We start from the raw sequence: 26,195 nt of genomic DNA, 5'->3' as shown, positions 1-26,195 counted from the left end.
AGTGGATCGGTGGCGGAAGAGCAGCTACAGCGGCGGGTCCGGCAACAACGGCGACTGCGTCGAGGTCGCCTTCACCGCCGCCACCATCGCGGCGCGGGACTCGAAAGCCCCCGCGGCCGGGGCACTCGAAGTGCCACCGGCCGCTTGGTCCGCTTTCCTCTCCGCCGTCACACCCGGGGGTCCGGCAACCGCCGCCCGGTGATCGTCACGATCACCGCCAGCACCGCCACCACCCCGATCACCAGCGCGAACGCCTGCCGGCTCCCCAGCGAACCCGAAAGCGCCGCGTACAGACTCCCCAGCGTCGCCACGCCCAGCGCCAGCGCCGTCTGCTGGTTCGTCGTCATCACGCCCGAGCCGACCCCCGCCAAATCCGTCGGCACGTGGGACAGCACGATCCGGAACAACGTCGTCATCGCGAGCCCGTTCCCCACGCCGATCGCCACCATCGCCGGGGCCAGGTCGAGGATCGTCACGTTCGGCCAGGCCGCCAGCGTCGTGCACAGCAGCGCCACCATGCCGACCGCCACGATCGCCCCGCCCGCGGGCACGACCTTCTGCCCGTAGCGCGCCACCAGGCGGCTGCTCAGCATCGACACCGTGAAGTACGCGACCGCCATCGGCGTCAGCGCGCCACCCGCGCCCAGTGGGCCGAAGTGCAGGCCCTCCTGGAGCGTCATCGCGTACACGAACATGAACGAGCCGAACGCGACGAAGAACGGCACCGCCACCATCAGCCCGCGCCGCACGCTGGGCAGCCGCATCACCGACGGCGGCAGCAGCGGCGTGCCACCCTGGCGCTCCAAACGCCGTTCGACGTGCACGAACGCCGCGGCCGCGAACGGGGACAGCGCCAGCAAAACCACTGTCCACCACGGCCAGCCCAGTGCACGGCCTTCCATCAGCGGCAGCAAGAGAGAAATCAGCGCCACGGCCAGCAGCAGCGTCCCCAGCCGGTCGACGCCCACCGGGTTGTGCGCGCGGCTCTCCGGCAGGCGGCGGGCCATCACCAGCACCACCAGGCCGATCGGCACGTTCAGCAGGAAGATCGGCCGCCAGCCGGTGCCGAACAGGTCCGCCGCCACCAGGCCCCCGCCGAGCAGCTGGCCGACCACGGTCGACAAACCGCCTGTCGCGCCGAAGAGCCCCAGCGCGCGCGAACGCTCTTCGCCGGACGTCGTCGCCTGGATGATCGAAAGGACCTGCGGCAGCAGCATCGCCGACGCCGCCCCCTGCGCGGCGCGGGCGATCACCAGCGTGGTCGCCGTCGGGGCGAGTCCGCAGGCCAGGGACGTCAGCGTGAACAGCCACAGCCCCGCGAAGAACAGCCGCCGCCTGCCGAACGAGTCGCCGAGACGGCCGCCGACCACCAGGAGCACCGCGTACGCGATGCCGTAAGCGGCCACCACCAGTTCGAGGGTCGCGGTGGACGCGTGGAGGTCGGCATCGATCGTCGGGAGCGCGACGTTGACGATGAAGAAGTCGATGATGGGCAGCGCTGCCCCCAGCAGCACCGTGACCAGGCCGGCGGGGGTCAGTCCCGGCCGGGCCGGGGCGCCAGAGGTGATTGGCGCGAGTTGAGTCGTGGTCATGACTACTACGATCGACCCGTATCCAAACTAGTACCAGTTGCTGTTTATCCGGGTACCGCCACTACCTGGTACCAGGTTCGGGCGCGTGCGATCCTGGCACCATGACCACCGCCGTCGAATCCGAACTCCGTCGCCAAGAACTCGCGAGGTTCCTGCGCAGCCGGCGTGAGCGGATCACGCCCGAGCAGGTCGGCCTCCCGCTGCTGGGCCGCCGCCGGACGCCGGGGCTGCGCCGCGAAGAGGTCGCGCAGCTCGCCGGCGTCGGGGTCACCTGGTACACGTGGCTCGAGCAGGGCCGCGACATCAACGCGTCCGAGCAGGTGCTGCAGGCGATCGCCCGCACCCTGCGGCTCGACCCGCACGAGCACACGCACCTCTTCCGCCTGGCCGGCGCGCCCGAGCCGGAGAGCGAGAAGGACTGCCAGGTCATCTCGCCGCAGCTGGAGATGATGCTGAAGAAGCTCGAGCCGTACCCGGTCGCGGTGCGCAACGCCCGCTGCGACCTCCTCGGCTACAACCGCGGCTACACGTGGCTGATGGGCGACGTCGACGCGATTCCGTTCGAGGACCGCAACACCCTGGTCCAGTGCCTGCTCAACCCGCAGTGGCGCGAGCGGATGCTCGACTGGGACACGAACATCCCCCGCGTGATCGCGTCCTTCCGCGCGGCGATGGCCGAGCACGTCGCCGAGCCCGCGTGGAAGAACCTGGTCAAGCGGCTCAAGGCGGAGTCGCCGCTGTTCGCCGAGCTCTGGCCGCACCACGACGTCAACTCCGAGCCCATCCGCACCAAGCGGTACCTGCACCCCGACGTCGGGCTGCTGCGGTTCAACTTCACCTACCTCTACTCCGGCCGCCGCTCGGAGATCACGGTGTCGACCTACACCCCGGCCGACGAGCAGACGGCGGCGAAGCTGCCCCTCATGTTCGACTGACGACGTACGCCGGCGGTGCGCTTCGAGACGGACGCGCCGCCCGGCCGCGACCGGTAGTTTTCGCAGCATGAGATGGCCGCCGTGGGTGGGACGCGTGGTGCGCACCATCGTCGTCACCGCATTCGTGCTCGGGGCGACCAGCGGTGCCTCACGCTGGCAGCCCGGCGCGGCGCCGATGACCCCGCTCGCGGCCGCGTGGCTCGCCGCCACCGGGCTGACCCTGTTGCTCGTCCACCGCTTTCCGCTGACGCTCTTCCTGGTCACGGCCGCCTCGGCGTTGGGCTACTACGCCTCCGGCCTGCCCGGTGGGCCGGTCATCCTCGTGCCGACCATCGCGTTGTTCGTGCTGACCCGGCAGCGGGGGCCGCTCACCGCGGGCAGCACCGGCACCGCCGCACTCGCCGCCGCCTACGTCGTGCACGTCGTCACGACCAGGTCGTTCGCGCTGGAGGCGGGCGCCGGGTTCGTCGTCGTGTGGCTGATCGCCGTCATCGGGGTCGGGACCGCCGTCCGGTACCAGCTCGACGCGCTCGCCGCCCGCCGCGACCAGGCCGACGAGCACCGCCACCGGCTCGCCGAGCAGGAGCGGCTGCGGATCGCCCGCGAGGTGCACGACGTCGTCGCGCACAGCCTCGCCATGATCAACGTCCAGGCGGGCGTCGCCGCGCACGTCGCCGACCGGCGGCCCGAGCAGGCGAAAGAGGCGCTGCTCAACATCAAGGCGGCCAGCGCGTCCGCGCTCAAGGACCTGCGCGCGACCCTGGCCGTGCTGCGCTCGGGCGAGGACAAGGCACCCGCGCCGAGTCTCGCCCAGGCCGCCGAGCTGCTGGAACACGCGCGCGACGCCGGGCTCACGGTCGACGTCCACGGCGAGGCCGGCGACCTCCCGGCTCCGGTGGACGCGGCCGCGTACCGGATCCTGCAGGAGTCGCTGACGAACGTCGTCCGGCACGCCGACCGGCCGAAACACGTCGACGTCCGGTTCGAACGACGCCCGGGTGCCTTCACGCTCCGGGTGCGCGACGACGGCCGCGGCACCACCCAGCCGACCCCGGGCCACGGCCTGCGGGGCATGGGCGAACGCGCCGCCGCGCTCGGCGGGCGGTGCACCGCCGGGCCGGTCGGCGGCGGTTTCGAAGTGTGCGTCGAGCTACCGATCGAGGGAGAAGCATGATCCGCGTCCTGCTGGCCGACGACCAGGTCCTGGTCCGCGCCGGGTTCCGCGTGCTGCTGGAGACCGAAGACGGCTTCGAGGTCTGCGGCGAGGCGGGCGACGGCGAGCAAGCCGTGGCCGGAGCGATCGAGCACCGGCCGGACATCGTCGTGATGGACATCCGGATGCCGGGCGTCGACGGCCTCGAAGCCACCCGCCGGATCACCGCGAACCCCGACCTCGCCGGAACGAAGGTGCTGGTCCTGACCACCTTCGACGTCGACGAGTACGTCTACGAGGCGTTGCGCGCGGGCGCGAGCGGGTTCCTGCTGAAGGACACCGAGCCGGTCGAGCTGCTGCGCGCGCTGCGGGTGGTGGCGAGCGGCGAGGCGCTGCTGGCGCCGACGGTCACGCGGCGGCTGATCCAGGAGTTCGTCGGCCGCCCGGAGAACCGGAGCATCGACACGAACGCCGTCCGGCAGATCACCGACCGCGAGCGCGAGGTCCTGGGCCTGGTGGCGGGCGGCATGTCGAACGACGAGATCGCCGCTCACCTGGTGATCTCCACGGCGACGGCCCGCACCCACGTCAGCCGCATCATGACGAAGATCGGCGCCCGCGACCGGGCGCAGCTGGTGGTGCTGGCCTACGAGTCGGGGCTGGTCACCCCGCGCCACTCCGCCTGACCCGGCGCACCACGCGGAACGCCCGGACCAGGAACACGATCGCGACGGCGGCGACCAGGAAGATCCAGATCATGTCGCCTCCTTCCCACGGCCGATGCTCTGCTTACAGGGCGTCCGGGAGTGGGACGGCGTTCATCGACACGGCGGAAGTCACACCTTCGGGCTACTCCGGGACCTTCTGCAGCCAGATGTTCCCGCCGGAGTTGCCCGCCAGCTCGGGGACCCGGCCTTCCAGGAGGTCGCGGTGGTGCGCCCACATGAACTGCTGGTACCAGCGGATCTCGAAGCGCCGGTTGTACATCAGGAACGCCCGGAGCAGGTAGTCCTCCTGCCACGCGCGCCCTTCGACCAGCCAGTCCATCGGGTACTCGAAGGGGAAGAAAACGTCGTGGACGTGCACCCACACGCCGTCGTTGAGGCGGGGGAGCACCTCGAAGAACAGGTAGTTGACGTCGGAGCCCGCCTTGACCACGTGGGTCGAGTCGATGAACAGCACGTCGCCGGCCTGCAGCTGCGCGAACGTCTCCAGCGGGACGTCCTGCACCGCCTGGCTGAGCACCCGGACGCGGTCTTCGTCGCCCGGCCGGAACAGGCTTTCCAGCAGCTGCGGGTACGGCTCGACGCAGGTCAGCTCCAGCTCGGGGAGCCAGCCGTCGGCCGTGTCGAGCGTCATCGCCGTCGAATAGCCCGAGCCGACCTCGATCATCCGCTTCGGGCGCAGGTGCCGGAGCATCGTGTGCAGGATGATCGCGTCCGACCACGAGTACGCGGTGTTCTCGTAGTAGTACCGGTGCTCTTCCGAACGCTCGGCGGTGAACGGGAGGTCGCCGGCGAGGTCCGCGAGCACGCCGAACAGCTCGATCTGCTCCGCCTCCCGCAGGTCGATCGCCGGGGGACGGGCGTCGATGTCGAACATCGACGCGGCCCGGTGCCCGATCTCCTCCTTGGAGGCGAACGGCGAGTAGAAGTGCCCGGGGGGCACCCACGTGCGGTACTGCTCCTCGAACGCCTGCTTCTCCTCGACGACCTCGGCGTGGCGCGCGAGCAGCTCGTCGTGGTGGTTCATCAGGCTGTCGTAGCGCGCCGACAGCTGATCGAGGCGTGCCGTCAGCCGGCTTTCGCGGACCTCGAGGTCGTCGTACGACTTCCGGGCGACGGCGTAGCGCTTGACCAGCTGGCGGAGCCGCTTCTCGAGCTGCATGTCAGCTGTTCGTGCGCTCGGTCGGCGGCGCCTTCTGGACCTGGGCGTCGAGCAGCGTCTTGAACGAGTCGAGCGTCGCTTCCTTGTCCGTGCCGTACGCGTCGACGATGATCACCCGGTTGTACAGGACGTACACCGCGCGGTAGACCGTCTGGCCACCGCCGTCCGGCGCGGCGAACACCGGCACGCCGTGCAGCGACAGGTCGCGGCTGGCGGTCAGGCCGCCCTCCTGCTGGGCGTTCGCGTACTCCTGGGCCACCGGGGCGGTGGACTGCTTGTCCGGCATTTCGAGCGCGTACAGGCCGAGCGTCACGTCGCCGTCGGTCGTGGTCTTGAGCAGGCCCTCGGTCATCCCGCCCTGCTTGAGCCGTTCGGTCACCGTGGGCGGCAGGAACTTCGCCGACTCCAGCTTCGCGATGTCGAACGTGCCCCCGCCGGCGCGGGTCTTGCCGGCCGGCGTCACCAGGGACGCGGCGTTGTCAGTCGGCTCCGGCTTGGCGGCCGGCGGCTCCGGCAGCGGCTTGGTCGTCGGGGCCGGCGGCGGCTGCTGGCTGGTGCTCTGGGCGACCGGCGGCGTGTTCCCGCCGTTGTCCTTGATGAACAGCGCCCAGACGCCGAACCCGAGGCCGGCCAGCACGACCAGCCCGATCGCGGCGAACGCGATCTTCTTGCCCTTGCCGGACGACGGCTGGGTCTGGAACGTCTCGGGGCCCTGGCTGATCCAGCCCGCGTTGGTGTTCGCCGGGCCCATCGGCGGGAAGTCCGAGCCGCCCCACGGCGGGCTGACGTCCTGCGGCGCCGCGCCCCACGGTTCCGGCTGCTGCTGCGGCCGGGCGAACCCGCCGGCGGGCGAGGGCTGGTTGTAGTTCGGCTGCATCGGCTGGGGGAAGCCGCCCGAAGGCGAGTTCGGGTGCTGCTGCTGCCACGGCTGCACGACCTGGGTGCGCTCCCCGCCACCCGCGTCGGCGTTGGACACGACCTGCGTGGCGTCCGCCGAACCGCCCGGGTCGGAGGTGGGCGGCTGCGCCGGCGGTGACACCGGCGTGATGATCTGGGTCTCCGCGGCGGTGGACGGCTGCTGCTGCGCCGGGCTGTCGCTGGCCGTGACGGCCATGCTCAGCACGCGATCACGCCGGGTCCGGTACTCGTCCGCGGTCAGGCTCCCCGCTGCGAGCTCCTCGTCCAGCCTGCGCAGCTCTTCCTGCCAGGTCACCCCGGTACCCCCTTCGGGTAGGTCGTCCCGAAACCATGCGAACGTGCGGGTGCGCGGCCGGACACCCTCCTGGCCGCACGCAGTCATTGTGCACGGGTGCCCTCACCCGTTGGCGGCCACCACCCCGTCGTTACCGACGTGAGTCACCGGCCGACCGGCGAGGTCAGCGCGGGTGCCGGGCGAGTGCGTTCGCCAGCTCGCCGATCGTCTGGTCGCGCAGCAGGGACGACGACCCGCCGGTGACGCTGCGCTCGACGAATTCGAAGGTGACGACGTCCCGGTCGGCGAACATCTCGGCCAGCTGGTTTTCGTTGCTTTCGGCCACGGTGTCGCCGTGCACGATGGTGACGTCCTGGCAGGTGGCGGCCAGGTAGGGCGTCGCGAACTGGGTGAAGGAGTCGGCCACGATGCCGACCTTCGGGGCGATCGAACCGACCGGCCGCGCGCCGTCCGGCTGCGTCAGGTGCAGCGGCGAGCGGAAGTCGCTGGCGATGTAGCGGGTGCGGTCCGCGCCGCCGTCGGTGCTGAGGCTGTACGTCGGCAGCGTGCGCTGCTCGGTGCGGCCGAGCACGCGCGCCAGGTCCGCCGGCCACGGCCGGACGCCGTCGGGCGCGGCCCGCCAGTTCGTCGTGCTGCCGGGGGTGATCGCCTGGCCCAGCGCGTAGGTCATGACCAGCCCGCCGTCGTAGGACCAGTGCGTGTCGTTCGGGTCGTAGAGCGGCCGGCCGAGCCGCTGCTTGGCGTCGGCGAGCGCGGGGCGGAGGTCCAGCGCACCGGTTTCGCGCGGCACCCGGTTCCAGAAGTCGGTGGTCCGCGCCTGGGCGCACGACTTGCCGACGAAGTCGTCCGGCAGGTGGGACGGCTCCTCGGTGTACTTGTCCGGGGCGAAGACCAGCACGAACCTGCGCCCGGAGTTCTCGACGGCCGCCCGCAGCCGCTGCAGCGCGGAGACGACGTGGTCGACGTCCATCACCGGCCGGCACTTCGCGTTGACGTCTTCGCCGAGGTACAGCCAGCCGTCCTTGCCCGGGATCACCTGCGGGTAGACGTACCCCGGGACGTCGCCGGTGCCGGCGGGCCGCTGGCCCTGGTCGATGCCGACGGTGTCGTGGTTGGTCCCCTGCCCGGAGCCGGGCGGGTCGCCGAAGACGCCGGTGCCGATGCCGTCCGCGGCCTGGACGCCGGCCTGCCGCAGCGGCAGGTGGTCGGTGGCCCAGCCGGTCAGCCCGGTGAAGAACCCCCAGCCGTCGCCGAGGCCGGGGAAGGGCCGCAGCGGCCGGTTCTCGAACGCCGTCGGCTGCACCCCGGCGACCCACAGCAGCACCGGGGCCATGAAGAAGACGATCGCGCACGTCAGCGCCGTGCGCTGCCGGCTGCTGTGCCGCGGGCGGTAGAGGTTGTGCTCCTTTGGGAGCCACGACTCCGGCGTCAGCGGCAGTTTCCCGTCGGCGGGTGACTGCGGACGGAGTCGGGACGGCACGCCCGTATCCTAGCGCCGGGCCGGAGCCGGACGAGCCGGAACCGGGGATGCGGGGAATGGCGATGAGCGACCGGGGACCCGGCTACGAGCAGCGCCTGGCGCGCGAGCGGGAGACGTTCGCCGGTCAGGTCGAGGTGCACGGCAACCTGCCGCCGTCGGCCCACCACTGGTCCGAGCGGCACACACGGCCGAAGCTCGAAGCACTCGGCGTCCCGAGCATCGAAGAGCTGATCGTCGGTGAGATCGGCGAGCGGGCCGAGCGGCTCGGCCGGGACGTCGTCGTGCTGTCGCTCGGCAGCGGCAACGGCGACCAGGAGCTCGGCTGGCTGCGCACGCTGACCGCGGCCGGCCGGACCAACGTGCGGCTGCGGCTGCTGGAGCTGAACCCCGACATGCAGGCGCGCGCGGAAGCGTCGGCGCGGGAGCTGGGCTTCGCCGACCGGGTCGAGCTGATCACCGCCGACTTCAACACCTGGCGCGCCGACACCGCCCACGACGTCGTCGTCGGCTACCAGGCGCTGCACCACGTCCTCGACCTCGAACACCTCTACGGCCAGATCCGCGCGGGGCTCGACCCGCACGGGGTCCTCGTCGTGCACGACATGATCGGGCGCAACGGCCACCGGCGCTGGCCCGAGGCCCTGGAGGTCATCGACCGGATCTGGGCGACGCTGCCGCCGCGGCTGCGCCGCAACGCCATGACCGGCGAGGTCGACGAGCGGTTCGTCGACATCGACTGCGCGGCCGACGGCTTCGAGGGCATCCGGGCCCAGGACGTGCTGCCGGTGCTGCTCGACCACCTGCACCCCAGCCTCTTCTTCCCCTACGGCAACGTGATCGACCCGTTCGTCGACCGGATCTACGGCCCCGGCTTCGACCTCGCCGAACCCGCCGACGTGCGCCTGCTCGACCACCTCGGCACGCTCGACGACACCCTCGTCGACCTGGGCGTCGTCAGCCCGACGCACCTCATCGGGCTGTTCCACCCGACCGAGCAGCCGCTGCGGGTGCACGGCTCGCGGACGCCGGAACGCTCCGTGCGCGACACCGGCGTCGTCGATCCGGCCGGCCGGGTTTCGTTCCGGCCCGGCGGCACCCCCGGCGAACGGCTGGTGCGCGGCGCCGGCGTCGTGACCGGCCGGATGAACGGCGTCGCCCACGACGACTGGGCCGCGCCTTCGGTCGAGTTCCCGCTCCTCACCACCGCCGCGATCGGGGCGCTCGAGCTGCGGACCTTCGTCCCGGACGGGTCCGCCGACCACGGCAGCGTGACGATCGCGGTCGACGGCGTGCCGGTCGCGAAGGCGGACGTCGGTCCGGGGCTGGTCGAGCAGGTGGTGCCGGTCCCGATCGACGCGCACCGGCAGGTCCGGCTCTCGTTCGACGCCGACTGGTCGATCACCGCCGGATCCGGTGCCGACCGGCGGACGCTGTCCTACATCCTGGTCGGGCTGCGCCTCCTCGAAAGGTGAGGCCCGGCCCCGCGTCCCTGCTCGGACGGCTAATCTGCCCGCCATGGGCAAGGGGACGAACGGCGAGCGGCTGATCGAGTGGACCGGCGAGCGGTGCGTGCCGTGGACCGAGGATCTCCAGGTGATCTACGAGCACTACCACCGCTACGCGTTCGCGGCCCGCTTCGTCGCCGGCAAGCGGGTGCTCGACCTGGCCAGCGGTGAGGGCTACGGCAGCGCGCTGATGGCCAAGTCGGCCGCCGAGGTCGTCGGCCTCGAGCTGGACCCGGTCACCGTCGAACACGCCGGGAGGAACTACCCGGGCGTCCGGTTCGAGACCGGTTCGATCACCGACCCCGCGGCCCTCGACGGCGAGCGCTTCGACGTCATCACCTGCTTCGAGGCGATCGAGCACGTCGACGAGCAGGACCGGCTCATGGAACTGGTCCGCAACCGGCTCACGCCGTCCGGGATCTTCCTGTGCAGCACGCCGGACGTCGAGGTCTACTCCCACGATCACGGCAACGAGAACCCCTACCACGTGCACGAGCTGACCGGTCCGGCGTTCCGCTCGCTGCTCTCGGACAGCTTCGGGCACGTCGTCGTGCTGCGCCAGAACGTCGCGGTCGGCTCGCTGATCCACGACGACGGCGCGGGCACCGGCGCCGAAGTGCTCACCCTGCGGCCGGACGACGCCGACGGCTGGGTCGTCGAGCCGGGGGCGCCGCACACCTACTTCATCGCCGTCGCGTCGGCCGAGCCGGTCGAGGTCCCCACGACGTCCGCCATGCTCGACCCGAAGCTGACGCTCGTCGCGCGCGCCGCGGCCGAGGCCGGGCGGCTGCAGGCCGAGCTGGCTCGCACCGAAGCCGAGCGCGAGCGGGCCGCGGCCGCCGAGTCCCGCCTGACCGCCGAACTGGCCGACGCCACCGCCACCGGACGGCAGGCCGCCGCCGAGCGCGACGAGGCACTCGGCCAGGCCGAACGCGCCCGCGTCGAACGGCGTCGCGCGGCCGAAGAGCTGAGCCTCCTCAAGCGCAAGGCCGGCTACGACACCGAACGCCTCGCGTGGCTGGCGGGCAACAACACCGGGCTCGCCGACACGATCGGCCGGCTCGCCGCCGAGAACGAGAAGCTCCGCGCGGAGACCTCCGCCCTCGCCCAGCGGCTGATCGGCAAGTACCGGGGGTCGATCGAGAAGTTCGCCCCGCGCGGCACGCGACGGCGTGACCTCTACGAGACGGCGCTCGGGCGCCAGGCGGGTGCGGCCCCGGTCACGTCGGCGGTGCCGGGGCCGGTCGCGGTGACCACCAGCGACCAGCCGATCGTCAGCGTCGTCATCCCGGTCTACGGCAACTGGGCGTACACCCGGACCTGCCTCGACTCGATCCAGCGGCACCTGCCCGCGACGCCGTTCGAAGTGATCGTCGTCGACGACGCCTCCCGCGACGACTCGGCCGACCGGGTCGCCGGCTGCGCCGGGGTCCGGCTGGTGCGCGCGCCGAAGAACCTCGGGTTCGTCGGCGCCTGCAACCTGGGCGCCGAGAACGCGCGCGGGGACTTCATCTTCTTCCTCAACAACGACACCGAGGTCCGGCCGGGCTGGCTCGACGAGCTGGTCGCCGTCGTCGAGTCCCGGCCCGACGTCGGTCTCGTCGGCTCGAAGCTGGTGTACCCGGACGGCCGTCTCCAGGAGTGCGGCGGCATCATCTGGGCCGACGGCACCGGCTGGAACTACGGCAGGCTGCAGTCGCCGGACGCGCCGTGGTTCCAGGCCCTGCGCGACGTCGACTACTGCTCGGGCGCGGCCATCCTGGTCCGCCGCGAGCTGTTCGAGCGCATCGGCGGCTTCGACAAGCGCTTCGCGCCCGCGTACTACGAAGACACCGACCTCGCCTTCGCCGTGCGGGCCGCCGGGTACCGCACGATGGTCCAGCCGGCGTCGGTCGTCGTGCACCACGAAGGCATCACCAACGGCACCGACGTCTCCTCCGGCGTGAAGCGCCACCAGGAGCTCAATCGCGGCGTCTTCGTCGACAAGTGGAGCGTCCAGCTGCGCGACCACTTCCCCGAGGCGAGCCCGCGCGCGGTCTGGGCCGGGCGGCAGCGCACGAAGGACGGCCACCGCGGCGGCACCGTGCTGGTCGCCGACCACCAGGTGCCGATGCCGGACAAGGATTCCGGCTCGGTGCGGATGTTCCGCATCCTCGAGCTGCTCGTCGGCCTCGGCCACCGGGTCGTGTTCATGCCGCTCAACAACGCGCTCCCCGAGCCGTACGCGGACGCGCTGTACCGCGCGGGCGTCACGGTGGTGACCGGGCTCGGCGAACAGCAGGAGTTCCTGCGCGACGCCGGACCCGACCTGCGGCTGGCGGTACTGTCGCGGCCGCACGTCGCCTGGCAGCTGCTGGAGCAGGTCCGCGAGCACGCCCCGGACTGCGTCATCGCCTACGACACCGTCGACCTCCACTTCGTCCGGCTCAACCGGCAGGCCGACCTGGCCGCGAAGCTGGGCGAAACCCGGGAGGAGCTGACGCTGCGGCGGCGCGCCGAAGTGCTGCGCGAGTCCGAGCTCGGCCTCACCCGCGCCACCGACGTCACGTTCACCGTGTCCGATGTGGAGCGTGAGCTGCTGCGGGAGCTCGTGCCCTCGGCGCGCGTCGAGGTGCTGTCCAACGTGCACCACGCCGACGCCGTGCCGGCCGTCCCGGACGGCCGCTCGGGCGTGCTCTTCGTCGGCAGCTTCGACCACCTGCCCAACCGGGACGCGGCGCGCTGGCTGGCCACCGAGATCATGCCGCTCGTGCGGCGCCGGTGCCCGGACGCGGTGGCGCAGATCGTCGGCAGCAACCCGCCGCAGGAGATGTTCGACCTCGCCGGCGAAGGCGTCGTCATCCGCGGCTGGGTCCCGGACCTCGCCAGCGCCTACCGCGAGACCAGGGTCGTCGTCGCGCCGCTGCGCTTCGGCGCCGGGGTGAAGGGGAAGCTGGGGGAGAGCCTCGGTTACGGCGTCCCGGCGGTCGTCACGCCGCTGGCCGCCGAGGGCATGCACCTGACCCACGGCCGCGACGTCCTCGTCGGCGGCACGGCCGAGGAGCTCGCCGAGGAGATCGCCACCCTGATCGAGGACGACAAGCTGTGGCAGCGGCTGTCCGAAGAGGGCAAGACCGTGGTGGACCGCCTCTTCGGCGCCGACGTCGCCCGCCGCACGCTGGCCGGGCTCCTCGACCAGCCGTCCTGATCAGCTCGGCGGCAGCGCTTTCTGGAACACCGCGAGAGCGTTGTCCAGGCTGGTCTTCAGCGCGTTCTTGTCCTGTTCGAACGGCTGCGATGCCCAGAGCACGAGCGCGACCTTGCCCGAGGTGTACCAGGTGCCGTCCATCCGCCGGTCGCCGCTGCGGCCGGTGACGGACTTCGGGTCGGCGGCGACCGGGACGAACCCGCCCGCGTCGGCGGCCGCGCGCAGGTAGTCGACGACGGCTTTCGCGTCGTCTTCGGACCGGGTGGGAAGGGCGAACGCGATGTACCCCGTGTCCCCGGTGGCCGACCCGCGGTAGACGAACTGCGTGACGCCGTGCTGCGAGAAGACCTGGGCGCTCTCCTTGGGGTAGAGGTTCAGGTCCAGGCCCTTGGCCAGCGACATGGTCGAGCTCTCCGGGTACTGCTTGCCCGGCAGCGGCGGAACCTGGTCCTCCAGCTGCGGCTGGGCCGCGGCGGCCGGGGGCTGCGGCACGAACGTGGACAGCGGGTCGTCGGGCTTGGGGTCGTCCTGTCCGATCCACATCGTCGCGCCGACGATCATGCCGAGCACCACCAGGACGCCGAGTGCGATGAACGGCCAGGCGCGCCAGGACGACGAGCCGTCGCCGCCGAACCGGTGCTTCCCCGGCGGCTCTTCCGATCCGGTGTCCCGCGGTGGCGGCTGGTGGGCTTCGCCCCCGGGCGGGGTGATCGGCGGGAACCGGCTGCCCGGCTCGTGCCTGGCCGGGCCGTCGATGCGCAGGTAGCGGGTCGGGACGATGTCGGCCGGGCTCGGCGCCGTCGTCATGTGGTCCGGGATGGCCGGCACCGGGCTCGCGTTCGCCGACACCGGCAGCCCGGTGCGCTGCCAAGGTGGGTGGGGCTTCTGGTGCGGCACCGCGGGCCGCGGGGATTCGACGCGCTGCGGCGGCGGCCCCGGGTGGCTCGCGGGGTTGGTGCTCCGCCAGGTGTCACCCGGACGGCGCAACGGCGAGGGAACGGGTGAGGGCACCGTCGAACCGGAGGCCTGCGCGAGCAGCTCATCGCGCTGCTTGCGGTGATCAGCAGGCTCGATGCGGCCTTGGGCAAGCTCCGCGTCGAGGCGGCGAAGCTCTTCCTGCCAGCTCATCCATGGACCCCCATCCACCATTCGGGGCATCAGTCTGGCACGTGGGGCCGACCTGCGAGGTTGCGGTTCGAGGTTGATCGGCAACCTAGCGCAAGTCCGCGCGTTGCGGGAGTCCCCGCCGCCCGTCACCTCGTCGGCCGCCGAAAACTGTCGTACATATGTTCTAAAATAGGCGTTGTCCAGGGGAGATGCCACCCGCGTGCGCGGGTGGTGCGATGGAGGAAGGCAAGGCCATGGCCTACATCACCCTGCCCACGTTCGTGGGCTACAGCGCGAGTACCGGTCCGTCGCGGTCGTCGTTCGTCCGGCGGCAGCGCAAGTTGTACGAGGATCCGGCGCGAGCGGCGTTCAACTACTACCGGAGGGCGGCGAACGCCGTGCGGTCCGGGCGGGCGGCGGGGCAGGACGCGACGGCGTTGCGCGCCCTCGTCAACGCCGCCGACGACCGGACGAAACCGCATTACGCGGCGATCGCCGAGGGCTGGCTGCGGTACCTCGGCCGGAAGTCGCCGCGGCTGGTCGAGGTCGGGCGCGGCCGCTGCCGGATCGGCGACCTCGAAATCGGCGTCAGCCCGCAGCTCGGGCTCCGCAAGAGCGACGGCCGCCGCTACGCGACCTGGCTCTACTTCAAGGAGGAACCGCTGACGAAGGACTCGGCGCAGCTGGCGCTGTGGGTGCTGGAGCAGGCGATGCCGGACGTCCTGCCGGGTGGTCACGCGCTGGTGATCGACGTCCGCCGGAGCAAGGAGTTCCAGCTCTCCGCCCGCGACCGTGAACGGCTGCGTCCTTGGGCCCGCAGCGAGGCTTCGGCGTTCCTCACACTCTGGGACGCCGCCTGAGCCGGGGAGGCGCCGGAGCCGTCCGGCGCCTCCCTTAGCATCGCCCCCGAGCGTTCAGGGGGGCTCCGATGAGACTGGTCGCGGGACGGTACGCGATCTCGGCCGAGCTGGGCCGGGGTGGCATGGGCGTCGTCTGGCGCGCCGAAGACACGCTGCTCGGGCGGCCGGTCGCGTTGAAGGAGCTCGCCACGCCGCCGGGCGCGTCGCCGGCGCACCTCGAGCGGGTCATGCGGGAGGCGCGCACCGCGGGGCGGCTCAACGACCCCGGCGTCGTCACGGTCTACGACGTCGTCAGCGAGCACGGCGCGACCTTCATCGTCATGGAGCTGGTGATCGCGCCGACGCTCGCCGACGTCGTCGGGCGCGAAGGGCCGCTCGCGAACGACCGCGTCGCCGCGCTCGGCTTGCAGGTGCTGGGCGCGCTGGAAAGCGCGCACGCGGCCGGCGTCGTGCACCGGGACGTCAAGCCCAGCAACATCATGGTGCTGCCCGGCGACCGCGTGAAGCTCGCCGACTTCGGCATCGCGCGGGCGATGGACGACCCGTCGCTGACGCAGACCGGCGGCGTCATGGGCTCGCCCGGGTACATGGCTCCCGAGCTGTTCGCCGGGGCCGGGCCGTCGCCCGCGTCGGACCTCTGGTCGCTGGGCGCGACGCTCTACCACGCCGCCGAAGGGCGGGCGCCCTTCCAGCGCATCACCACGGCCGCGACCCTGCACGCGATCATGTACGACCAGCCGGTGCTGGAGCGCTGCCGCGGCCCGCTCGCCGACGCCGTCCGCGGGCTGCTCACGCAGTCCGCTTCGGACCGGCTGAGTGCGTCAGGCCTGCGGGGGTTGCTTTCCGCCGCGCGCAGCGCGATCGGGGACTCGCCGACGCAGGCGGTCGACCCGGCTGCGTTGCCGACGATCGTCTTCGAACCGGTGACGGCGAAGGTGGCCGCGCCGTCACCGACCAGGCCTTCATCGACCACAATGGACGGGGAGCGGCCGCGGAAGAAGCGGCTGCCGCTGGTCCTGACCGGGGTGGCGGTCGCCGTCGTGGCCGCGCTCGGCGGGATCTTCCTGCTCAAGCCGGAGGGCACCACGCCCGCGGCCGCGAGTGTTCCCGGTCCCGCTTCGACGTCGTCCGCTGCACATTCGACGACCAAGAAACCCGGCACCAAGAAGCCCACGCCGTCCCCGAGCACGTCGGCGTTGCCGGGCGCGAGCACCCCGACGTCGACGACCGGGGAGAAACCGCACCCGGCCGAGGTGCCGCTGATCCGCTACCACCACCCGGAAGGCGGGCACTTCAGCGGCACGAAGAAGGTCGGCCCGCCGGCCGGGTTCACGAAGGAGGGCGTGTTCGGCTCCCTCGTCGCGACGGCCGAGCCGGGCACGCGGAAGCTGTTCGCCTGCAAAGTGAAGGACAAGAAGGACTGGTTCACCTCGACCGACCAGAGCGGCAAGTGCGAGGGCCAGCAGTCGCTCGGCCTGCTCGGCCACGTCTACGCCAACCCGCCGTCATGGGCGGGCGCGCGGGCGATCTACCGCTGCAACGCGGGCGCGAGCCACTTCGACTCGCTCGACGCCGGCTGCGAAGGGAAGACCAAGGAGTTCCTGATGGGCTACGTCGTCGTCTGAAGCACCCGCAACGCCTGGTGACAGCCTTGGGCAGAACCCACCCGGTCGAGTGACACAGATCGCGGCGAGCGAAGGGGGGCTGGACAAACCGGAAGCCGAACACAAAGCTTTCGCGTGTTCTTTCGTGCCCGGCCGAGTCAGAGGTCGTACTAGTGAATGCTGCCTGGGAAGCCGTCTCCCGCGTCGCCGACGAACCCGCCTGGTACTGGGTGTACGACAAGCTGGGGTTCTGGCCGAGCACCTACGCCCACGCCTGGCCGGGCTTCCGCGAGCCGGTGCCGTCGCGGACCTGGGACCTTTCGCCCGGCGACCTGGACCGCGCCTCGGCCGAGTTCCGCCTCGGCCCGTACGCGGTCGAGGAGCACCAGGTCTCGGCGATCGCGCTGGCCGCGTTCCGCGAGGTCTGCGGCCCCGAAGACTGGATGTGGGCGCTGCACTGGCAGCACCAGTCCTACCGCGTCCGCCCGCACCTGATGACCCCCGGCGCGCGCTGGCCGGTGCCGGTGTTCCCGCGCGCGGACTACCACTTGTTCCTGTCCGCGGACTTCTCGTTCGGCACGCTCGGCCACCCCTGGGAGCGCACGCTCTGCGTGTTCGGCGAGAAGCTGGTGCCGGCGTTCGAGCGGCACGGCGAAGGCGTGCTGACGAACACCCTGCGCAAGGACGGGAAGCCGTCCGCGCTGGCCCGCTGAGCTCGCGGTTGATCTCTTGCTACCGTTGCGCGGGTGTTCGAATATCACGGCTGGGTGACCATCCAGGCGACCGCGAGCGGCGATGACGACGCGGCGCTCCTGGAGCGCCTGGTCGACCGCGTACACCGCGCTATCCGCGACGCGGGTGACTTCGACCTGGTGGACCTCCGCTGGAGCGCGGGCATGCCGATGCTCCACTTCGCGGGCTTCGACAAGCACGGCGGCCGGCTGGCCCCGGATCTCCTCGACATCTTCACGAGGGTCGGCGAGCTGGCGGCGGGCTCGTACGGGCTCCTGCACGTCTGGGACGACCAGGATCCCGAGCACGACAACGAATTCCGCGTCTACCGCATGGCCCGGGGCCAGGTGACGGAACGCGAAGACCCGCACCTGACCCCGGTCGCCCCGACGGTCCTGGACGTCTACGAGCTGTAGCTCACGGGTGGCGCGGCACCCGCGCCCGCCTCCTGCTTCGGCGGCTTCTGGCCGGGGCCCGGCCACGCCCGAGCATCACCCGAAGAGGTGGCATCGCGGGAACGCGGCCGGAACACCGGATGAAACAGTTGCCGAGTCGCCACGAATCCCGCCAGAAGGTAACTACTCGCCTGTGACGGCGGTCACCCGAGCTGTGGGTACAGGAAGGTCCAACGACAAAGAACCGCTGCCCGGGTGGCCCGAGCAGCGGTTCTTTGATCTTGAGCGGATGACGGGATTCGAACCCGCGACCCTCACCTTGGCAAGGTGATGCGCTACCAGCTGCGCTACATCCGCACTGCGTTGCTGCTGAGAGCACTCTATACCAAGCGGAAACCGCTCCGATGAGCGGGTCCCCCGGTGTCTTGACCCGGTACTTCGGTGTCACAGCTGGCGTACAAGGGGTGACGACGGCTGATTCCCTCCGTATGGTGTCCCCATTCGACCGAACGGGGAGACCTTCGGGGAGGAGGTGCCGGGCCGGATGACCGAGCTGGGCACGGTGCCGCCACCAGCGGCCTCGGAATCCGACGAGCAGGCACTGCTGCAACGACTTCGAAACGGTGAAGACGCCGCGTTCGGGGAGCTGTTCGAGCTGCACGCCGCCGCCGTCCGGAGACTGGCGCAGAGCCTGGCTTCCGACCGGTCCGAAGCCGAAGACATCACCGCGGAGACGTTCTTCCGCGTGCTCCAGGCCCTTCGCCGTGGTTCCGGCCCTCGGGACTACGTCCGCGCCTACCTTCTGACCGTCGCCCGCCGGGTCTCCTGGGAGTGGCACGGTGCCCGCCGCGACGTCCCCGTGTCCGACGACGAGCTGACCTTCCGCGCCGGGGCGGGTGCCGACACGCACGCCCGCACGGCCGAGCACACCCTGATCACGACGGCGTTCACCAGCCTGCCCGAGCGCTGGCGGACCGTTCTCTGGCAGACCGAGGTCGAGGGCGAGCAGCCCGCCATGGTCGCCACGCACTTCGGGTTGAGCGCGAACGCGACCGCGGCGCTGGCCCGGCGTGCCCGTCAGGGCCTTCGCGCGGCGTACTTGCAGGCACACCTTTCGGTGAATCGCGGGCCGGACTCGTGCCGCTCGGTCGTCGAGAAGCTCGGCGGGTTCACCGCGGGCAGCGTGACCGGCGCCGAGGCGGAGCGGATCAAGGCGCACCTGCACGGCTGCCCGTCGTGCCGCGCGACCCAGGACGAGCTGCGCGACGTCTGCTCGTCGCTGCGTGCGCACGCCGGGGTGCTGGTGCTGCTGGTGCCGGCGGCGGGTGCCGCCGCGAGCGGCGGTGGTGTGCTGGCCGGGCTCGGCGCGACGATCAAGGGCGTGCTGGTCGGGTCGAAGGTCAAGGTCGGCCTCGCGCTGGCGTCGACCGCGGCCGTGGGCGCCGTCGGTGTCGCGGCCGGCCCCCTCCTGTTCGGGACGACGCCGGTGCAGGACGTCGGGCTGACCGGCGGTGCGCCGGAGCTCGTGGTGGTACCGCCGACCGAGCACCAGCAGCCGCCTCCGCAAGCCCAGCAGAACCCGCGGATCGGCATCGGCGTGCTCAACGGCCGGGGTACCGGGGTCGCCGTGCCGGCGCGGCAGCGCACCGAGAGCCGTCAGCTCGGAGCGAACGAAGTGCCCGGAGTGCCGGGCGTCGACGTCCCGGCCGGGGACACCGGCACCGGCGGTGAAGGGCTGACCCCGCGCGACGACGTCACGTCGTCGACGTTCAGCACGCCCGACCACTCGTCGACGTCGCCGCGGCTGGACTCCGAAACGCCGACCCCGGACCTGACGATCACCGAATCCAGCGACACGACCGTGCCGGAGAGCGCGGACGCGCCGGAGCTCTCTCCGGCCGACCGGCCGGCGGGCTCGCCGACGGTGACCAGCAAGCCCGAGCCGACGGACGGTGCCAAGGAGTCCACGGAGCCGTCGATCTCAGTGACCCCGACGTCGGGGAAGCCGTGCCCGGGCAGTACGTCCACCGTCACTGGTTCGGGCGAACCGGGCGATTCGGCCTCGACCGGTCCGTCGGGTTCCTGAACTGCGGTGATCAACTTCGCCGGGTGGGATGTCCGATTCCTCCCTCGCGCGGGCGAGCCCGGGCACGGTACCGTTGTGGGGCTCACCCTGCGGGCGTCCCGGGAGGCAACTGAATGAACCGGCTGGTGCGCGGCGAAGACGGCCGCGACTGGGTGGTCCGTGCGCAGATGGAATGGCGCGCACCGGCGACGGCCGACGACTTCGAGCACGACGTCGCCGGCAGCTACGGCCCCGGCATCGCGATGATCGTGGTGACCGCGCTGCTGGCGGTGATCCTCGTCGTGTGGACGCCGAACGAGGTGAACATCCCGGCGTGGGTGCTGCTGGCACTGCTGCTCATAGTGCTGTTCTTCCCCCTGCGGTGGATCCTGCGCCGGCCGTGGACGGTGGTCGCGGAGACCGAGGGCGACCTGACCGGCGACCGGCCGTCCGAGCGCTGGGTCGGCACCATCCGCGGCATGTTCACCGTGCAGGGCGAGGTCAAGAAGATCTCCAAGACGATCCAGCGCCACTCGCTGCCGGACTTCGACGGGCCGCTGCACCCGGTCGAGTAGCCGGTACCGGATTTCGGCCGGAGGGGTGAAACTGGGGACATGCCCGAACTGCCCGAGGTCGAAGCCCTGGCGCACCACCTGCGCGAGAACGCCGTCGGCCGGACGATCTTCCGCATCGATGTCGCATCGCTGAGCGTCCTGAAGACGGCGACCCCGCCGTGGACCGACCTGCACGGCCGCGAGATCACCGGCGCTACCCGGCACGGCAAGCACCTCGACGTCGTCGCGGGCGACCTGCACCTGGTCGTCCACCTGGCGCGCGCCGGCTGGCTGCGCTGGTCCGACGGCCTGGCCGCGGCGCCCCTCAAGCCCGGCAAGGGCCCGATCTCGCTGCGCGTGCACCTCGAGTCCGCCACCGGGCCCGGCTTCGACCTGACCGAAGCGGGCACGAAGAAGGGCCTCGCGGTGTGGGTGGTGAAGGACCCGCAGGAGATCGCGAGCGTCGCCCGCCTCGGCCCGGACGCCCTCGCGCTGGACGCCGTCCAGCTGCGCGAGCTGTTCGCCGGGAAGAACACCCGGCTGAAGTGGGCGCTGACCGACCAGTCGCTGATCGCGGGTATCGGCAACGCCTACTCCGACGAGATCATGCACCGCGCGAAGCTCTCCCCGTACGCGACGATCGGCAAGCTCGACGACGGCGCGCTGGAGACGCTGGCCGAGGCGATCGTCGAGATCGAGTCCGACGCGGTCCGGCGTTCGGTGGGCCAGAAGGCGGCGCGCCTGAAGGGTGAGAAGCGCTCAGGCCTGCGTGTCCACGCGCGCACGGGCCTCCCGTGCCCGGTCTGCGGCGACACGATCCGCGAGATCTCGTTCGCCGACAAGTCGTTCCAGTACTGCCCGACCTGCCAGACGGGCGGCAAGCCGCTGGCCGACCGCCGGATGTCGCGGCTGCTCAAGTAGCCGGGTGACACCTGTGGTCACGGCGTCACGCACCGGGATTCCCCCGTTCGGCCGCACGTGCTGTGCCGCCGGTAACCCAGGCTCCGGTGGGGTCGCGATCGCCGACAGCGAAACCGGCCTCTTCCTGCCCCTTTCCCCGGATCCGGTGGAACAGGAGGCTCCTCCCGCGCGTTGCGGACGGTGATCGGCCGGCCGGTCAACCGACTCTTAGTAGGGTCACTCCAACCCTCGGTCATCACAGTTGGACAGAAAGTGGGATCAGGCCTTGCACCCGGTTGGTCGAGCGCAGAGCATGGACGCCGTGTCCGGGTTTCCGCTTGCGCAGATCATCCCGTGGGGTGTCGCGGTCCTGCTCCTCGTCGTGGTGATCGTGCTGCTCGTGAAACAGCGCAAGCCGGCCAGCTTGAAGGAAGAGGCCATGCTGGAGGCCGTCCACCGGATGTCGAAGGCCGCGCCGAACCTGCGGTCCGGGCTGGACGAGGACGCCGCCGACAAGATCACCACCCAGCTGCTGCAGATGCTCGACTGCGTCGCCGTCGGCATCACCGACAGCGAGGGCACGCTGCTGTCCTGGGACGGCGAGGCGAACGAGCACTACGTGGACCTCGTCGACGCGATCGGCGCGGCCATCCGCAAGCACCGCCGCGAGGTCGTCGCGCACGACCGGATGCCGTGCAACCACCGCGGCACCTGCCGGATGAAGACCGCCGTCATCGTGCCGCTGCTGGTCGAGGGCGAGACCGAGGCGGCGCTGATCGTCGTCGGCCGCACCCGCGGGCGGCTGGTGCAGATGGCCGACGCCGTCGCCCAGTTCGTGTGCACGCAGTTCGAGCTGTCCCGGCTCGACGAGTCGAAGCAGCAGCTCCAGCAGGCCGAGATCAAGGCGCTGCGCGCGCAGATCTCGCCGCACTTCGTCTACAACGCGCTCAACACGATCTCCGCGCTGATCCGCACGGATCCCGAAGAGGCGCGAGAGCTGCTTCAGGACTTCGCCGACTTCACGCGCTACTCGTTCCGCTCGTCGGGCATGTTCACCTCGCTCGCCGAGGAGCTGCGCAACATCGACCGCTACCTGACCATCGAGAACGCCCGCTTCGGCGGCCGGCTCGAGGTGCGGATGAAGATCGCGCCCGAGGTGCTCAGCGTCGTCGTGCCGTTCCTGATCATCCAGCCGCTCGTCGAAAACGCGGTCAAGCACGGCCTCGCCAGCAAGCCCAGCGGCGGCTGCGTCACGGTGATCGCGCAGGACCACGGCACCGAGGCGCTGATCAGCGTCGAGGACGACGGCATCGGCATGGACCCGCGGCGGCTGAAGGACGTCAAGAACGCGCACAGCACCGGCGCGCACGTCGGGCTCGGCAACATCAGCCAGCGCATGCAACAGGTCTTCGGCAACGACTACGCGGTGATGGTCGAGACCGCGCCCGGCGCCGGCATGAAGGTGACGCTGCGGGTGCCGAAGTTCGTCCCCGGCGTCCGGCCGAACATGCCGGACTACAGCTCGGAAGACGCCGAGGTCCCGTCGCAGGGCGGCCCGGCCCAGCTCAACGGCGCCGAAGTGAACGGCGTCAACGGCACGCGCTCCGGCATCCTCCCCATGGGCTGAATCCCGGCTGTGACATTCGGGGCTTCGCCCCGGGCCGGGGGCTTCGCCACCCGGACCCCCGAAAAATCCGGCTAGCCTGGCGTTATGAGCGTTACGGACAAGCTGGCTTCGCGGATCCCGGTGCTCGCCGACCGCGTGGAGCGCAAGGACGTCGTGGCCGTGGTGAAGCTGCACGGCGTGATCACGCCGTCGCCGTCCCCGCTGGCCAGGGGCGCGATCAACCTCGCCGCCGTCGAGTCGGCGCTGACCAGGGCGTTCGGCCACGACCGGCTGAAGGCGGTCGCGTTGCTGATCAACTCACCGGGCGGCGCGCCGACGCAGTCCGGGCTGGTCGCGGAGCGGATCCGGCAGCTGGCCGACGAGAAGGGCGTGCCGGTGCTGGCGTTCTGCGAGGACGTCGCCGCCTCCGGCGGGTACTGGCTGGCCTGCGCGGCCGACGAGATCTACGCGCACCGCACGTCGATGGTCGGTTCGATCGGCGTGATCAGCGGCGGCTTCGGGTTCACCGGCCTGCTCGAGCGCTTCGGCATCGAGCGCCGCCTGCACACGGCGGGCGCGAACAAGTCCCGCCTCGACCCGTTCTCGCCCGAGAAGCCCGAAGACGTCGAGTGGCTGAAGAAGATGCATTCCCAGCTCCACGAGCTGTTCGTGAGCTGGGTCAAGGAACGCCGCGGCGACCGCCTGACCGAGGCCGAGGACCTCTTCACCGGCGACGTCTGGCTCGGCGCGAAGGCGCTGGAGCTCGGCCTGATCGACGGTCTGGGCAGCCTCCGCCAGGTGGTCACCGAGCGCTATCCGGACGCCGAGATCTCGGTGGCCGAGCCGAAGCGGCCGCTGCTGGCCCGCCTCGGGATCGGTGCGCCGGCCGCGGCATCGGCGGTGCTGGACGCGGTGACCCAGAAGGCGGCGTGGTCCCGCTTCGGCCTCTGAGAACCGGTGTCCGGTTGAGTACTTCCGGGCAGACCTTGTGACCTGAATCACTCTGGCCGCGTAACGCCTCTGGAGTTGCCGTGGGGCGTCGGGTCTCCTTGTGAACGGGCTTTGTTGCGATCGGCAACAAATCCGGACGACGAGGAGGTCGTACCCGATGCCCCACTCCCGAAGACTGGCCCTCGGTGCCGTGCTCGGCGCCGCGCTCATCGCCATTCCGCTGACCTTGCCCGCCGCCGCGTCCATCCCGCCGCCCGAATCGGGCTGGACCACGGTCTTCGCCGACGACTTCACCGGCGGCGCGAACACCCTGCCCTCGAGCTCGAACTGGATCGTCGACACCGGCCACGCCTACCCCGGCGGCCCCGGCAACTGGGGCACCGGCGAGATCCAGGACTACACGGCGAGCACGTCCAACCTCTCCCAGGACGGCTCCGGCAACCTCCGCATCACGCCGTTGCGGGACGGCTCCGGCAACTGGACGTCGGCGCGGATCGAGACCCAGCGCACCGACTTCAAGCCGCCGGCGGGCGGGGTCCTGCGGATCGAAAGCCGGATCCAGATGCCGAACGTCACCGGTGCGGCCGCGCTCGGCTACTGGCCGGCGTTCTGGGCCCTCGGCGGCCCCTACCGCGGCAACTGGTGGAACTGGCCCGCCGTCGGCGAGTTCGACATCATGGAGAACGTCAACGGGATCAACTCCGTCTGGGGCGTCCTGCACTGCGGCGTCAACCCGGGCGGCCCGTGCAACGAGACCACCGGCATCGTCGCCAACCGGACGTGCCCGGGCAGCAGCTGCCAGTCGGCCTTCCACACCTACCGCTTCGAGTGGGACGCGAGCGTCAGCCCGCAGGTGTTCCGCTGGTTCGTCGACGGGCAGCAGTTCCACTCGGTCAGCCAGAACCAGGTCGACGCGACGACGTGGGCGAACATGACCAGCCACCAGGGCTACTTCGTGCTGCTGAACGTCGCGATCGGCGGCGCGTTCCCCAACAACAACTCCGGCACGACCACGCCGGGGCCGGGGATCGTGCCGGGGCACCCGATGGTCGTCGACTACGTGACGGTCACCACGCGCGGCGGAAGTGGCGGCGGCACGACCACCCCGCCGACCACGACGACGCCGCCCGGGAACGGCGGCAGCGCGTACAGCACGATCCAGGCCGAGTCGTACACCCAGCAGAACGGCCTGGCCAAGCAGGCGACCAGCGACACCGGCGGCGGCCAGAACATCGGCCCCGCGGGAAACGGTGACTGGGCCCTCTACCCGAACGTCGACTTCGGCGGCAGCGCGGCGACGAACTTCCAGGCACGCGTGGCCTCCGGCGCGGGCGGGGGCGTCAGCGGGCTGGTCGAGGTCCGGCTCGACAGCCTGTCCAACGCGCCGATCGGCAGCTTCGCGGTCGGCAACACCGGCGGCTGGCAGAGCTGGCGGACCGTCCCCGCGAACGTCAGCGGGGTGACCGGGACGCACAACGTGTACGTGACGTTCACGAGCGGCCAGCCCGCCGACTTCGTGAACCTCAACTGGTTCACGTTCGTGCATTGACAGTGAGGGACCCCGCCGGTGGCGGGGTCCCCCCACTTCAGGCAGACGGGGGCTGGACATTGCACTCGGCAATGGGCAGGATGCGTTTCACTGTGAGTGCTCACGATGACACCCGGAAGCTCGTGGTCCTGGCTGTGGACGACGAGCCTCGAGGTCTGGACGAACTAGTCCACTGCCTGCGCAACAGCCCGCACGTGGCGAAGGTGTTCCCGGCGATCGACGCGTCGGAGGCGCTGCGGCTGCTGTCGACCGACGACCCGAGGCTACGCGACCGCAAGGAGCGTGGCCTGCCGATCGTCGACGCCGTCTTCGCCGACATCGACATGCCCGGGTTGTCCGGGATGGAGATGTCCCGCGTGTTCGCCGCGCTCCGGCCCTCGCCCGCGCTCGTGTTCGTCACGGGGCACGCCGAGGAGGCGGTCAACGCCTTCGACCTCGGCGCCCTCGACTACGTGCTGAAGCCGTACCAGCAGGATCGGCTCGACCGCGCGATCTCGCGCGTGATCGAGAAGCTGGCCGCGGCGGCGGCGCCGGCCCCCGGTGCCCTCGGCGGCGAGCCGGGCGTGAAGAACGACGACGAGGTCATCCCGGTCGAGCTGGCGGGCACCACCAAGCTCATCCCGCGTTCCTCGGTCCGCTGGGTCGAGGCGCAGGGCGACTACGCGCGGTTGTTCACCACCGAAGGCAGCCACCTGGTCCGCATCCCGCTGGCCCAGCTCGAAGAACGCTGGGAGAAAGCCGGGTTCGTCCGGATCCACCGGTCGTTCCTGGTCGCGCTGCCGCTCATCACCGAGCTGCGCATGGGCCAGGGCGGCTACCAGGTCGTGATCGGCAACGAGGAGAAGGTGCTGCCGGTCAGCCGGCGGCACACCCGGGCGCTGAAGGACCGGCTGGTCGGTTCGGGCCGGAACGGCTGAGCC

The 26,195-nt window shown here is 71.3% G+C and carries 22 protein-coding genes and 1 tRNA gene; 17 read left to right on the top strand and 6 right to left on the bottom strand.

Annotated features, from left to right (window positions below):
* Nucleotide 1 precedes the first annotated feature (1 nt).
* Nucleotides 2-202 (top strand): DUF397 domain-containing protein, encoded by a 201-nt coding sequence (locus ACZ4TR_RS00615; protein WP_364516172.1) that lies wholly within the window; start codon nucleotides 2-4, stop codon nucleotides 200-202.
* Here ACZ4TR_RS00615 and ACZ4TR_RS00610 read toward each other — a convergent pair.
* The gene (locus ACZ4TR_RS00610) at nucleotides 168-1,592 is read right to left on the bottom strand and encodes an MFS transporter (RefSeq protein WP_465285175.1); all 1,425 of its coding nucleotides are present in this window, start codon (nucleotides 1,590-1,592) and stop codon (nucleotides 168-170) included. The two genes, ACZ4TR_RS00615 and ACZ4TR_RS00610, sit on opposite strands and share 35 nt — an antisense overlap.
* 101 nt (nucleotides 1,593-1,693) lie before the next feature.
* Between ACZ4TR_RS00610 and ACZ4TR_RS00605 the strand changes: the two genes are divergently transcribed.
* From ACZ4TR_RS00605 to ACZ4TR_RS00595, 3 genes are all read left to right on the top strand, one after another.
* Nucleotides 1,694-2,527, top strand: coding sequence for a helix-turn-helix transcriptional regulator (locus tag ACZ4TR_RS00605; protein WP_465285174.1), 834 nt, complete (start codon nucleotides 1,694-1,696; stop codon nucleotides 2,525-2,527).
* Nucleotides 2,528-2,594: 67 nt separating this feature from the next.
* A complete protein-coding gene (locus ACZ4TR_RS00600; RefSeq protein ID WP_465285173.1) occupies nucleotides 2,595-3,701 on the top strand; it encodes a sensor histidine kinase in 1,107 nt (368 codons plus the stop codon).
* On the top strand, nucleotides 3,698-4,366 hold the full coding sequence (locus tag ACZ4TR_RS00595; RefSeq protein ID WP_465285172.1) for a response regulator: 669 nt from the start codon (nucleotides 3,698-3,700) through the stop codon (nucleotides 4,364-4,366). Before ACZ4TR_RS00600 ends, ACZ4TR_RS00595 begins: the two co-directional genes overlap by 4 nt.
* A 163-nt stretch (nucleotides 4,367-4,529) precedes the next feature.
* Here the strand turns inward: ACZ4TR_RS00595 and ACZ4TR_RS00590 are convergent, their stop codons facing one another.
* The 3 genes from ACZ4TR_RS00590 to ACZ4TR_RS00580 all read right to left on the bottom strand — a co-directional run bounded on the left by ACZ4TR_RS00590 (nucleotide 4,530) and on the right by ACZ4TR_RS00580 (nucleotide 8,260).
* Entirely contained in the window at nucleotides 4,530-5,567 is a 1,038-nt protein-coding gene (locus ACZ4TR_RS00590; protein WP_465285171.1) for a class I SAM-dependent methyltransferase, read from the bottom strand.
* A 1-nt stretch (nucleotide 5,568) separates the two neighbouring features.
* A complete protein-coding gene (locus ACZ4TR_RS00585) occupies nucleotides 5,569-6,780 on the bottom strand; it encodes a DUF1707 domain-containing protein (RefSeq protein WP_465285170.1) in 1,212 nt (403 codons plus the stop codon).
* 163 nt (nucleotides 6,781-6,943) lie between these two features.
* A complete protein-coding gene (locus tag ACZ4TR_RS00580; protein ID WP_364516186.1) occupies nucleotides 6,944-8,260 on the bottom strand; it encodes an alginate O-acetyltransferase AlgX-related protein in 1,317 nt (438 codons plus the stop codon).
* A 62-nt stretch (nucleotides 8,261-8,322) separates the two neighbouring features.
* On the opposite strand from ACZ4TR_RS00580, the gene ACZ4TR_RS00575 reads away from it, so the two are divergent.
* Complete coding sequence (locus ACZ4TR_RS00575; RefSeq protein ID WP_465285169.1) at nucleotides 8,323-9,732, top strand: SAM-dependent methyltransferase; 1,410 nt, start codon at nucleotides 8,323-8,325, stop codon at nucleotides 9,730-9,732.
* A 43-nt stretch (nucleotides 9,733-9,775) separates the two neighbouring features.
* Nucleotides 9,776-12,952, top strand: a complete 3,177-nt coding sequence (locus ACZ4TR_RS00570) for a glycosyltransferase (RefSeq protein WP_465285168.1) — start codon at nucleotides 9,776-9,778, stop codon at nucleotides 12,950-12,952.
* On the opposite strand, the gene ACZ4TR_RS00565 is transcribed toward ACZ4TR_RS00570, so the two are convergent.
* A complete protein-coding gene (locus tag ACZ4TR_RS00565; RefSeq protein ID WP_465285167.1) occupies nucleotides 12,953-14,080 on the bottom strand; it encodes a hypothetical protein in 1,128 nt (375 codons plus the stop codon). It abuts the gene before it with no gap.
* Between the two features lie 215 nt (nucleotides 14,081-14,295).
* Here ACZ4TR_RS00565 and ACZ4TR_RS00560 point away from each other — a divergent pair, with 215 nt between their 5' ends.
* The 4 genes from ACZ4TR_RS00560 (at nucleotide 14,296) to ACZ4TR_RS00545 (ending at nucleotide 17,671) form a co-directional block, all read left to right on the top strand.
* Entirely contained in the window at nucleotides 14,296-14,919 is a 624-nt protein-coding gene (locus ACZ4TR_RS00560) for a hypothetical protein (RefSeq protein WP_465285166.1), read from the top strand.
* 68 nt (nucleotides 14,920-14,987) lie between these two features.
* Complete coding sequence (locus ACZ4TR_RS00555; protein ID WP_465285165.1) at nucleotides 14,988-16,544, top strand: serine/threonine-protein kinase; 1,557 nt, start codon at nucleotides 14,988-14,990, stop codon at nucleotides 16,542-16,544.
* A 152-nt stretch (nucleotides 16,545-16,696) separates the two neighbouring features.
* Entirely contained in the window at nucleotides 16,697-17,236 is a 540-nt protein-coding gene (locus tag ACZ4TR_RS00550; protein WP_465285164.1) for a DUF2716 domain-containing protein, read from the top strand.
* A gap of 33 nt (nucleotides 17,237-17,269) precedes the next feature.
* A complete protein-coding gene (locus ACZ4TR_RS00545; protein ID WP_364516194.1) occupies nucleotides 17,270-17,671 on the top strand; it encodes an immunity 7 family protein in 402 nt (133 codons plus the stop codon).
* A gap of 263 nt (nucleotides 17,672-17,934) precedes the next feature.
* Here ACZ4TR_RS00545 and ACZ4TR_RS00540 read toward each other — a convergent pair.
* Nucleotides 17,935-18,007: transfer RNA gene (locus tag ACZ4TR_RS00540), tRNA-Gly, on the bottom strand.
* A gap of 187 nt (nucleotides 18,008-18,194) precedes the next feature.
* On the opposite strand from ACZ4TR_RS00540, the gene ACZ4TR_RS00535 reads away from it, so the two are divergent.
* From ACZ4TR_RS00535 to ACZ4TR_RS00505, 7 genes are all read left to right on the top strand, one after another.
* Nucleotides 18,195-19,736, top strand: coding sequence for a sigma-70 family RNA polymerase sigma factor (locus tag ACZ4TR_RS00535; RefSeq protein ID WP_465285163.1), 1,542 nt, complete (start codon nucleotides 18,195-18,197; stop codon nucleotides 19,734-19,736).
* Nucleotides 19,737-19,849: 113 nt separating this feature from the next.
* The gene (locus ACZ4TR_RS00530; protein WP_360664753.1) at nucleotides 19,850-20,290 is read left to right on the top strand and encodes a DUF983 domain-containing protein; all 441 of its coding nucleotides are present in this window, start codon (nucleotides 19,850-19,852) and stop codon (nucleotides 20,288-20,290) included.
* A gap of 39 nt (nucleotides 20,291-20,329) precedes the next feature.
* Nucleotides 20,330-21,190 (top strand): Fpg/Nei family DNA glycosylase, encoded by an 861-nt coding sequence (locus ACZ4TR_RS00525; protein WP_465285162.1) that lies wholly within the window; start codon nucleotides 20,330-20,332, stop codon nucleotides 21,188-21,190.
* A gap of 292 nt (nucleotides 21,191-21,482) precedes the next feature.
* Complete coding sequence (locus ACZ4TR_RS00520) at nucleotides 21,483-22,796, top strand: histidine kinase (protein ID WP_465285161.1); 1,314 nt, start codon at nucleotides 21,483-21,485, stop codon at nucleotides 22,794-22,796.
* 84 nt (nucleotides 22,797-22,880) lie between these two features.
* Nucleotides 22,881-23,726 (top strand): S49 family peptidase, encoded by an 846-nt coding sequence (locus ACZ4TR_RS00515; RefSeq protein ID WP_465285160.1) that lies wholly within the window; start codon nucleotides 22,881-22,883, stop codon nucleotides 23,724-23,726.
* Between the two features lie 157 nt (nucleotides 23,727-23,883).
* On the top strand, nucleotides 23,884-25,275 hold the full coding sequence (locus ACZ4TR_RS00510) for a glycoside hydrolase family 16 protein (RefSeq protein WP_465285159.1): 1,392 nt from the start codon (nucleotides 23,884-23,886) through the stop codon (nucleotides 25,273-25,275).
* 80 nt (nucleotides 25,276-25,355) lie between these two features.
* Complete coding sequence (locus ACZ4TR_RS00505) at nucleotides 25,356-26,192, top strand: LytR/AlgR family response regulator transcription factor (protein WP_360664733.1); 837 nt, start codon at nucleotides 25,356-25,358, stop codon at nucleotides 26,190-26,192.
* Nucleotides 26,193-26,195 lie beyond the last annotated feature (3 nt).

This window comes from Amycolatopsis sp. NPDC028719, assembly GCF_055565395.1.
The sequence above is the reverse complement of the archived record's forward strand: the minus strand, read 5'-3'. Positions and strand labels throughout refer to the sequence as shown.

Coding starts and splice junctions, on each gene's coding strand:
- ACZ4TR_RS00600 (WP_465285173.1), top strand. CDS start 2,595: ATGAGATGGCCGCCGTGGGTGGGACGCGTGGTGCGCACCATCGTCGTC.
- ACZ4TR_RS00560 (WP_465285166.1), top strand. CDS start 14,296: ATGGAGGAAGGCAAGGCCATGGCCTACATCACCCTGCCCACGTTCGTG.
- ACZ4TR_RS00565 (WP_465285167.1), bottom strand. CDS start 14,080: ATGAGCTGGCAGGAAGAGCTTCGCCGCCTCGACGCGGAGCTTGCCCAA.
- ACZ4TR_RS00605 (WP_465285174.1), top strand. CDS start 1,694: ATGACCACCGCCGTCGAATCCGAACTCCGTCGCCAAGAACTCGCGAGG.
- ACZ4TR_RS00590 (WP_465285171.1), bottom strand. CDS start 5,567: ATGCAGCTCGAGAAGCGGCTCCGCCAGCTGGTCAAGCGCTACGCCGTC.
- ACZ4TR_RS00520 (WP_465285161.1), top strand. CDS start 21,483: ATGGACGCCGTGTCCGGGTTTCCGCTTGCGCAGATCATCCCGTGGGGT.
- ACZ4TR_RS00610 (WP_465285175.1), bottom strand. CDS start 1,592: ATGACCACGACTCAACTCGCGCCAATCACCTCTGGCGCCCCGGCCCGG.
- ACZ4TR_RS00530 (WP_360664753.1), top strand. CDS start 19,850: ATGAACCGGCTGGTGCGCGGCGAAGACGGCCGCGACTGGGTGGTCCGT.
- ACZ4TR_RS00505 (WP_360664733.1), top strand. CDS start 25,356: ATGCGTTTCACTGTGAGTGCTCACGATGACACCCGGAAGCTCGTGGTC.
- ACZ4TR_RS00535 (WP_465285163.1), top strand. CDS start 18,195: ATGACCGAGCTGGGCACGGTGCCGCCACCAGCGGCCTCGGAATCCGAC.
- ACZ4TR_RS00510 (WP_465285159.1), top strand. CDS start 23,884: ATGCCCCACTCCCGAAGACTGGCCCTCGGTGCCGTGCTCGGCGCCGCG.
- ACZ4TR_RS00555 (WP_465285165.1), top strand. CDS start 14,988: ATGAGACTGGTCGCGGGACGGTACGCGATCTCGGCCGAGCTGGGCCGG.
- ACZ4TR_RS00570 (WP_465285168.1), top strand. CDS start 9,776: ATGGGCAAGGGGACGAACGGCGAGCGGCTGATCGAGTGGACCGGCGAG.
- ACZ4TR_RS00575 (WP_465285169.1), top strand. CDS start 8,323: ATGAGCGACCGGGGACCCGGCTACGAGCAGCGCCTGGCGCGCGAGCGG.
- ACZ4TR_RS00515 (WP_465285160.1), top strand. CDS start 22,881: ATGAGCGTTACGGACAAGCTGGCTTCGCGGATCCCGGTGCTCGCCGAC.
- ACZ4TR_RS00525 (WP_465285162.1), top strand. CDS start 20,330: ATGCCCGAACTGCCCGAGGTCGAAGCCCTGGCGCACCACCTGCGCGAG.
- ACZ4TR_RS00595 (WP_465285172.1), top strand. CDS start 3,698: ATGATCCGCGTCCTGCTGGCCGACGACCAGGTCCTGGTCCGCGCCGGG.